The 6,827-nt window shown below is 75.0% G+C and carries 7 protein-coding genes and 1 pseudogene; 5 read left to right on the top strand and 3 right to left on the bottom strand.

Annotated features, from left to right (window positions below; translation table 11 throughout):
- Positions 1 to 32: 32 nt before the first annotated feature.
- The 3 genes from ABD52_RS36535 to ABD52_RS36545 form a co-directional block, all read right to left on the bottom strand.
- Entirely contained in the window at positions 33 to 1,013 is a 981-nt protein-coding gene (locus tag ABD52_RS36535; protein ID WP_047894766.1) for a helix-hairpin-helix domain-containing protein, read from the bottom strand.
- A 252-nt stretch (positions 1,014 to 1,265) separates the two neighbouring features.
- The gene (locus ABD52_RS36540; protein ID WP_013286655.1) at positions 1,266 to 1,613 is read right to left on the bottom strand and encodes a TcmI family type II polyketide cyclase; all 348 of its coding nucleotides are present in this window, start codon (positions 1,611 to 1,613) and stop codon (positions 1,266 to 1,268) included.
- Positions 1,614 to 1,675: 62 nt separating this feature from the next.
- Positions 1,676 to 2,521: a BTAD domain-containing putative transcriptional regulator gene (locus ABD52_RS36545; RefSeq protein WP_047894767.1), complete on the bottom strand. Its 846-nt coding sequence runs from the start codon at positions 2,519 to 2,521 to the stop codon at positions 1,676 to 1,678.
- Positions 2,522 to 2,931: 410 nt separating this feature from the next.
- On the opposite strand from ABD52_RS36545, the gene ABD52_RS36550 reads away from it, so the two are divergent.
- The 5 genes and pseudogenes from ABD52_RS36550 to ABD52_RS36565 all read left to right on the top strand — a co-directional run.
- Positions 2,932 to 3,285: a TcmI family type II polyketide cyclase gene (locus tag ABD52_RS36550; RefSeq protein ID WP_013286653.1), complete on the top strand. Its 354-nt coding sequence runs from the start codon at positions 2,932 to 2,934 to the stop codon at positions 3,283 to 3,285.
- The coding region (gene accD, locus ABD52_RS41300) for an acetyl-CoA carboxylase, carboxyltransferase subunit beta (RefSeq protein ID WP_235437676.1) at positions 3,282 to 4,088 on the top strand (807 nt) is incomplete at its 3' end. The genes ABD52_RS36550 and accD, both read left to right, overlap by 4 nt.
- Position 4,089: 1 nt before the next feature.
- A pseudogene (locus ABD52_RS41305) lies at positions 4,090 to 4,998 on the top strand (acetyl-CoA carboxylase carboxyltransferase subunit alpha); the annotation flags it as partial.
- Positions 4,998 to 5,483, top strand: coding sequence for an acetyl-CoA carboxylase biotin carboxyl carrier protein (accB, locus tag ABD52_RS36560; protein WP_047894768.1), 486 nt, complete (start codon positions 4,998 to 5,000; stop codon positions 5,481 to 5,483). The pseudogene ABD52_RS41305 and the gene accB, both read left to right, overlap by 1 nt.
- On the top strand, positions 5,483 to 6,827 hold a 1,345-nt coding region (locus ABD52_RS36565), incomplete at its 3' end, for an acetyl/propionyl/methylcrotonyl-CoA carboxylase subunit alpha (RefSeq protein ID WP_047894769.1). The genes accB and ABD52_RS36565, both read left to right, overlap by 1 nt.

The following is a 6,827-nucleotide window of genomic DNA, read 5'->3' on the forward strand; positions in this document are numbered from 1 at the left end:
CGTCACCACCGGCCCGGAATGTGGAGGACTGTCTACTCGGCGCTCGCCGGCAGCACCCGCTCGGCGTCGGCGGGAGCACCCGCCAGCACCTTGGCCTGCTGCGGCCAGGTGGCCAGCCCGGGTGCGGCGCGCAGCCCGGCGGCCTTCACGGTCTGCCGCAGCGCGGCCTCGTCCAGCTCGGCGAGCTGCCGGTAGGTGCGGATCCCGGCGTCCTGGAGGGCGGTGGCCAGCTTCGGCCCGATGCCCTGGATCCGCCGGAAGTCGTCCGCCGCGTCCCCGGCCACGTCCGCCGGCACGTCGTTCTCGACCGAGGCCCGCGGCGCGGGCACCACGGCCGGTGCGGCGGCGACGGGCTCGGCGGTCTCCACCGGCTCGGCTGTCCCGGCCGTCGTAGCGGCGTCGACCGGCGAGGGCACGGCCTCGGCAGCAGCCGAATCGGCCGACGACGTCGTCGCCGGCACCTCCGGCTCGTCGGCGGGCGTCGACTGCGCCGGAACGGCGACGGGGGCGCGCTCCGGCTCCGCCGCGAAGGGCTCCGACTCGGCGACGAGCGCCGGAGAAGCGGCCGGCTCGTCCACATCGGTGGAGGCCGGGGCGACGGGCTCGTCCGCAGCGACCGACGCGGAGGACGGCACCGGCTCGTCCGCCGGACGGTCCACGGCGACCGGCTCGGCCTCGGCCGGCTCGGACACGGCCGGCGAGGACACCGGCTCGGCGACGACCGACGACGCCTCCGGCTCGTCTGCGGTACGGGCGGCGGTGGCGACGGCCGGCTCGGTGGTCGCCGTCTCGGTGGGCGCGGGCTGCTCGGCCACCGTGGCGGTCGCCGAGGGCTCGTCGACCACAGCAACCGGGCGCGGCTCGTCGACGGTGGCGGTCACCTCGGGTGCGGTCTCCACCGTGGGCGTCGCCGGGGCGCCGGACCGGCGACGGCCGACGACCACCCAGCCGACGCCGAATCCGATGAGCAGGGCCAGTATCACGAACAGCCACTGCCCGAAGCTCGACGGCATGGCCAACCTCCTTCTATGTACGTGCACGACGGTGGCGAAAGACTCGGGGCAGCTTCGCACACGCGCGCGGCGCACGACAGGCAGCCCGGGGCCGGGCCACGACGGTGGGACCGGCGGTGTCGGCCGGTGGCCGCAGCATGACCGAGCGTGTGCCGGAGGCCGGTATCGAGCGGCCTCGCGGAGCAGGGAGACGCCCCGGAACCTGGGTGCCGTGCGTGGTTCCGGGGCGCCCCGTCCGTCGCCCGTGGCCGGTCAGTGGATCCGGTCGGGCGCAGGCACGTCGGCGGCGTCCCAGCTGTAGAAGCAGCCGGCCACGGCGTCGCGGGGGGAGTGCCAGGTCGGCAGGTACGGGGAGGTGTGCGCGGAGAGCCGCTTGTTCACCTGCTCGTAGAGCGGGTTGTCGCGCAGTTCCGCGGTCAGCCCGGGGGCGACGTCGACGGTCTCCATCAGATGGACGCACAGGTCGTGCAGGTAGTACAGCGACCGGTGCCGGACGCCGGTGAGGTGGGGGAGTTCGGTGGCGTCGGCCTCGGCGAAGATCTGCGCCACCCGTCCCTGTGCGCCCGGCACGATCCGGCTGACCACCAACAGTCGACTCATCGTGACCCCTCTCGCCGCCGCGGTGCTGGGTTCACGGTGCCGGTCGCGCTGTCACCTCGCCGTCACCGCGTACCCCGGGGCTTTGATGGTGGTGGAGACGGCGAGGTGGGGGCGCGCGGCGCCGGTTTCGCGGTCCGGTCCGTGCGGCGCGGCGGCGGCGGGTCCGGGCGGGTGGCCCGGCGGATCGGCGCCAGGGTGTCGTCGAGCAGCGCGGTCATCGCCGGGGACGGTTCCAGGCGCAGTTCGCGCAGGAGCAGATCGCGGTAGACGTAGAAGGAGTGGACGGCCTCGAACGCGTTGCCCTCGGCCAGGTGGATGCGGACCACCAGGCGGTGCGGGGTCTCCCGCAGCGGTTCGGCGGCCATCGCCTCCAGCGCCGCCTCCAGCGCCTCGCCGTGCCGCCCGGCGGTGAGGTGGTTGCCGGCGAGTTCCTCCAGCATGTGCAGGCGCAGCTGGCGCAGCCGTTCGCGTTCCAGCAGCACCCAGTCGTCGTACCAGCCGGGGAGCAGGTCGTGGCGTCCGGCGCCGGCGGCGCCGCGCGGGACGGCGCCCTCGCGGACCAGCGCCGCGGTCTCCACCAGGTCGTCCACGTCGAGGCGGACGGTCGGTCCGAGCCGGACGGTGTCGCCGTCGGTGCGCAGCGGGCAGCACGGATCCTGCCGCAGCCGCCACAGCGCGGTCCGCAGCGACGACAGCGCCCGCTCTTCAGGCGTCTCGGGCCACAGCAGCCCGGCGAGGTGGCTGCGGGTCGCGGCCGGGCGCAGGCCGATCAGGGCGATGACGCGCTGCAACCCCCGGGGTACGACCACGGGGGTGTCGTCGTGCAGCAGCTGGAAGCCGCCCAGCAGGTGCAGTGACACCCGTGGGGCGGGTTCGCCCGCCGTCGGCATTCTCGATCCACCCGACACGGCGCACCCCCCAGCACCGGAACCCTCGTCCCGACCGTTTCGCGTTGCCCGGACCGCCGCCGCGACGCCGGTGTCGGAACGCCTCCGCCACGGCGGGAAGCTCCACCGTGGCCGGGCTGACCGAGACGCAGAATATCAACGCCTGTTACTCTCAGTCAACGGTCGGTCGGTCACCTGACTGTCCGTAGTGGGCTCGGCAATACGCCTGTGATCTGCGAAGAAGTGTCGTCACCCGGAAACCGGAAAGCGATCTTCCCATAGCTCACGCACAGCTTGCGTCAACGCAGCGTCACCATGTTTGTGGCGCGATGGGGCCCGGTTGACGCCCGGTAGACGCCGTCGGCGCGACCGTGTGGCAATCCGTGCGGCGCGACCGGTTCGCCGCGCACCGGGACGTGCAGGAGGCGCGAATGGACCGTTCGCTCATCGTCGCCAAGGTGGTGCCGACGGCCGAGGACCGGGTGGCCGAGATCTTCGCCGAGTCCGACGCGACCGAGCTGCCCGGCCTGGTCGGGGTCCGGCACCGTTCGCTGTACCGGCTGCACGACCTCTACGTCCATCTGCTGGAGACGGAGACGCCCGCGCAGGGCGCGGTCGAGGACAACCGTGGGCATCCGGAGTTCATCCGGATCAGCGAGCGGCTGCGGCCGTACATCTCGCCGTACCTGCCGACCTGGCGTTCGCCGCGCGACGCGATGGCGCACTGCTTCTACCGCTACGACGCGCCGGCCCACAGGTACGACACCGCCGGGCGGCCACAGTGACCACGACCGCCCCGCGCGACGAGCAGCTCTGGTCGAGGTGCGACGGATGCGCGTCGCTGCTCTACCGCAAGCGGCTGCGCCGCAACCTGGACGTCTGCCCGGAGTGCGGGTCACACGCCCGGCTGGACGCGCCGGACCGGGTGGCGCAGCTGGCCGACCCGGACTCGTTCGTCCCGCTGCCGGACCGGGCGGTACGCGTCGACCCGATCGAGTTCGTCGACGAGCTGCCGTACCCGCACCGGCTCGGCGCGGCCCGCGCGGCGACCGGCCTGGACGAGGCGGTGCTGTGCGGCACCGCCCGGCTCGGCGGGCACCCGGTCGCGCTGGCGGTGATGGACTTCCGCTTCCTCGGCGGCAGCCTCGGCTGCGCGGTCGGTGAGCTGATCACCCGGACCGCCGAGCGGGCGCTCGCCGACGGCATCCCGCTGGTGCTGGTGACCGCGTCCGGCGGCGCGCGGATGCAGGAGGGCGCGCTGTCGCTGATGCAGATGGCCACCGTCAGCCAGGCCCTCGCGGGGATGCGGGAGGCGGGCCTGCTCACTGTCAGCGTGGTCACCGACCCCACGTACGGCGGGGTGGCCGCCTCCTTCGCCACCAACACCGACCTGGTGCTGGCCGAGAGCGGCGCCCGGCTGGGCTTCGCCGGGCCCCGTGTGATCCGCCAGGTCACCGGCGCCACGCTGCCGGAGGGCTTCCAGACCGCCGAGTACCTCCTACGGCACGGTCAGGTGGACATGGTGGTGCCCCGGCACGCGTTGCGGGGCCGGCTCGCGGCGCTGCTCGCCGCCGCCGAGGCGGGCCCCNCCGGAGAACCCGCCCGCGCCGCGCCCGCCGGTCACCGCGCCGACCGCGACCCCGCGGCCCGACCGCGACCCCTGGGAGACGGTACGCACGGCGCGGCACCCGGGTCGTCCGACCACACTGGACTACCTGGAGACGGCGTTCGACGGGTTCGTGGAGCTGCACGGCGACCGGCTCGGCGCCGACTGCCCGGCTGTCGTCGGCGGCATCGCCCGCCTGGACGGCCGCCCGGTGATGGTGATCGGTCACCAGAAGGGGCACACCACCGCCGAGCTGGTGACCCGCAACTTCGGCATGGCCAGCCCAGCCGGGCACCGTAAGGCGCTGCGGCTGATGCGCCTCGCGGCGCGGCTGCGGCTGCCGGTGGTGACGCTCGTGGACACGCCCGGCGCGGACCCGGGGGTGAGCGCCGAGCAGCAGGGTCAGGCGGCGGCGATCGCGGAGAACATCCTCGCGCTCACCGTGCTGCCCACGCCGGTGGTGGCGGTGGTCACCGGGGAGGGCGGCAGCGGCGGCGCGCTCGCGCTCGCGGTCGCCGACCGGGTGCTCATGCTGGAACACGCCGTCTACTCGGTGATCAGCCCGGAGGGCTGCGCCGCGATCCTCTGGCCGGACAGCTCGGCCGCCCCGCAGGCGGCCCGCGCGCTGCGGCTCACCGGCGCCGACCTGTGCCGCCTCGGCGTGGTCGACGAGCTGGTGCCGGAGCCGCGCCCGGCCGCGCACGCCGACCCGGGCGGCGCGGCCGAGCTGCTGCGCCGGGCGGTCGCGGCGAACCTCGCGCCGCTGCTCACCGTCCCCCCGGCCACGCTGGTCCGCCGCCGCCGGCAACGGTTCCGCCGCTTCGGCGCGGCCCGATCGGCAGCCGGCCCGTCCCCGGCCTCGCCGTCGGGTGACCGGGCGGAGGTGGCGTGATGGCCGACGCCGAGTCCGAGCAGGTGCTCGACGGGCTGCGCCGGCAGGCCCGCAAGCTCGTCGCCGACCTGGCCGGGCCGGTGCGCCGGGTGCGGCTGCGCAGCGGCGAGTCGGTGCTGGAGGTCGAGTGGCACGACCCGGCACCCCCGGCGCAGCGCACCGCCGAACCGGCCGGGGCGTTCCCCGCGCGGGCCGCCGAACCGGCCGCGCGAGCCGCGCCGGCGACCGACCGGCCGGCCGTGCGCTCACCCGTGGTCGGCACGTTCTACCGCGCCCCCGAACCCGGGGCGATGCCGTTCGTCGCGGTCGGCGACATGGTCCGTCCGGGCCAGGTGGTCGGCATCGTCGAGGCCATGAAGCTGATGAACGAGGTGACCGCCGGCCAGGCCGGACGGGTGGTCGAGGTGCTGGTCGACGACGGCAAGCCCGTCGAGTACGACCAGCCGCTGATCGCCCTGGAACCGGTCACCGGACAGGACTCCTGATGTTCGACAAGGTGCTGATCGCCAACCGGGGCGAGATCGCGCTGCGGGTGCTGCGCGCCTGCCGGGAACTCGGCGTGCGCACGGTGGTGGTGCACTCCAGCGCCGACGCCGACTCGCTGCCGGTGCGGCTCGCCGACGAGGCGGTACGGATCGGCCCGGCGGCCAGCCGCCGCAGCTACCTCAACGCGGCCGCGATCGTGGAGGCCGCCCGGCAGACCGGCGCGCAGGCGGTCCACCCCGGCTACGGCTTCCTGTCCGAGGACGCCGACTTCGCCGAGATCTGCGCCGAGAACGGCCTGGTCTTCGTCGGCCCGCCGCCGCAGGTGATGGCCGCTCTCGCGGACAAGTCGACGGCCCGCGCGCTGATGAGCCGGGCCGGGCTGCCGCTGCCGCCGGGCAGCGTCCGGACGCTGCCCACAGTCGCCGAGGCGCAGGAGGTGGCCGCCGAGGTGGGCTACCCGGTGATCGTGAAGGCCGCGGCGGGCGGGGGCGGGCGCGGCATGACAGTGGTGCGCTCGGCGGCCGAGCTGCCCCGCGCGTACGCCCGGACCCGCGCCGCCGCCCAGGTCGCGTTCGGCGACGACCGGGTGTACGTCGAGCGGTACCTCGCCGACGCCCGCCACGTCGAGGTGCAGGTGCTCTGCGACGGCCACGGCAACGGCGTGCACCTGGGCACCCGGGACTGCTCGGTGCAGCGCCGGCACCAGAAGCTGATCGAGGAGGCGCCCGCGCCCGCGCTGCGGCAGGCCACCCTGGACACCGTCGCCGAGGTGGCGCTGCGCGGCGCGCTGTCGGTCGGCTTCACCGGCGCCGGCACCGTGGAGTTCCTGGTCGACGAGGCCGAACGCTGCCACTTCCTGGAGATCAACTGCCGGATCCAGGTGGAACACCCGGTCACCGAGATGATCACCGGCATCGACCTGGTGCAGGAACAGCTGCACGTGGCGTTCGGCACCCCGCTGCGGCTGCGCCAGTCCGACGTACGCCTGGACGGTGTGGCGATCGAGTGCCGGGTCAACGTGGAGGACCCGGACCGTGACTTCGCGCCCGCACCCGGCCGGCTGGAGCGGTTCCGGCCGCCGGGCGGCCCGTTCACCCGGGTCGACACCCACGGGCACGTCGGTTATCCGGTCAGCCCGCACTACGACTCGCTGCTGGCGAAGGTGGCGGTGTGGGCGCCGGACCGGGACGCCGCGCTGGACCGGCTCGACCGGGCGCTGGCCGAGTTCGACGTGGCCGGTCCCGGTGTGCGTACCACGATCCCGTTCGCCCGGCGGGTGCTGCGCGACCCCGCGTTCCGCGCCGCCCGGCACACCACCGCCCTGGTGGAACGCCTGCTCGCCC

Source organism: Micromonospora sp. RV43 (genome assembly GCF_001029515.1).
GTDB lineage: Bacteria > Actinomycetota > Actinomycetes > Mycobacteriales > Micromonosporaceae > Micromonospora > Micromonospora aurantiaca.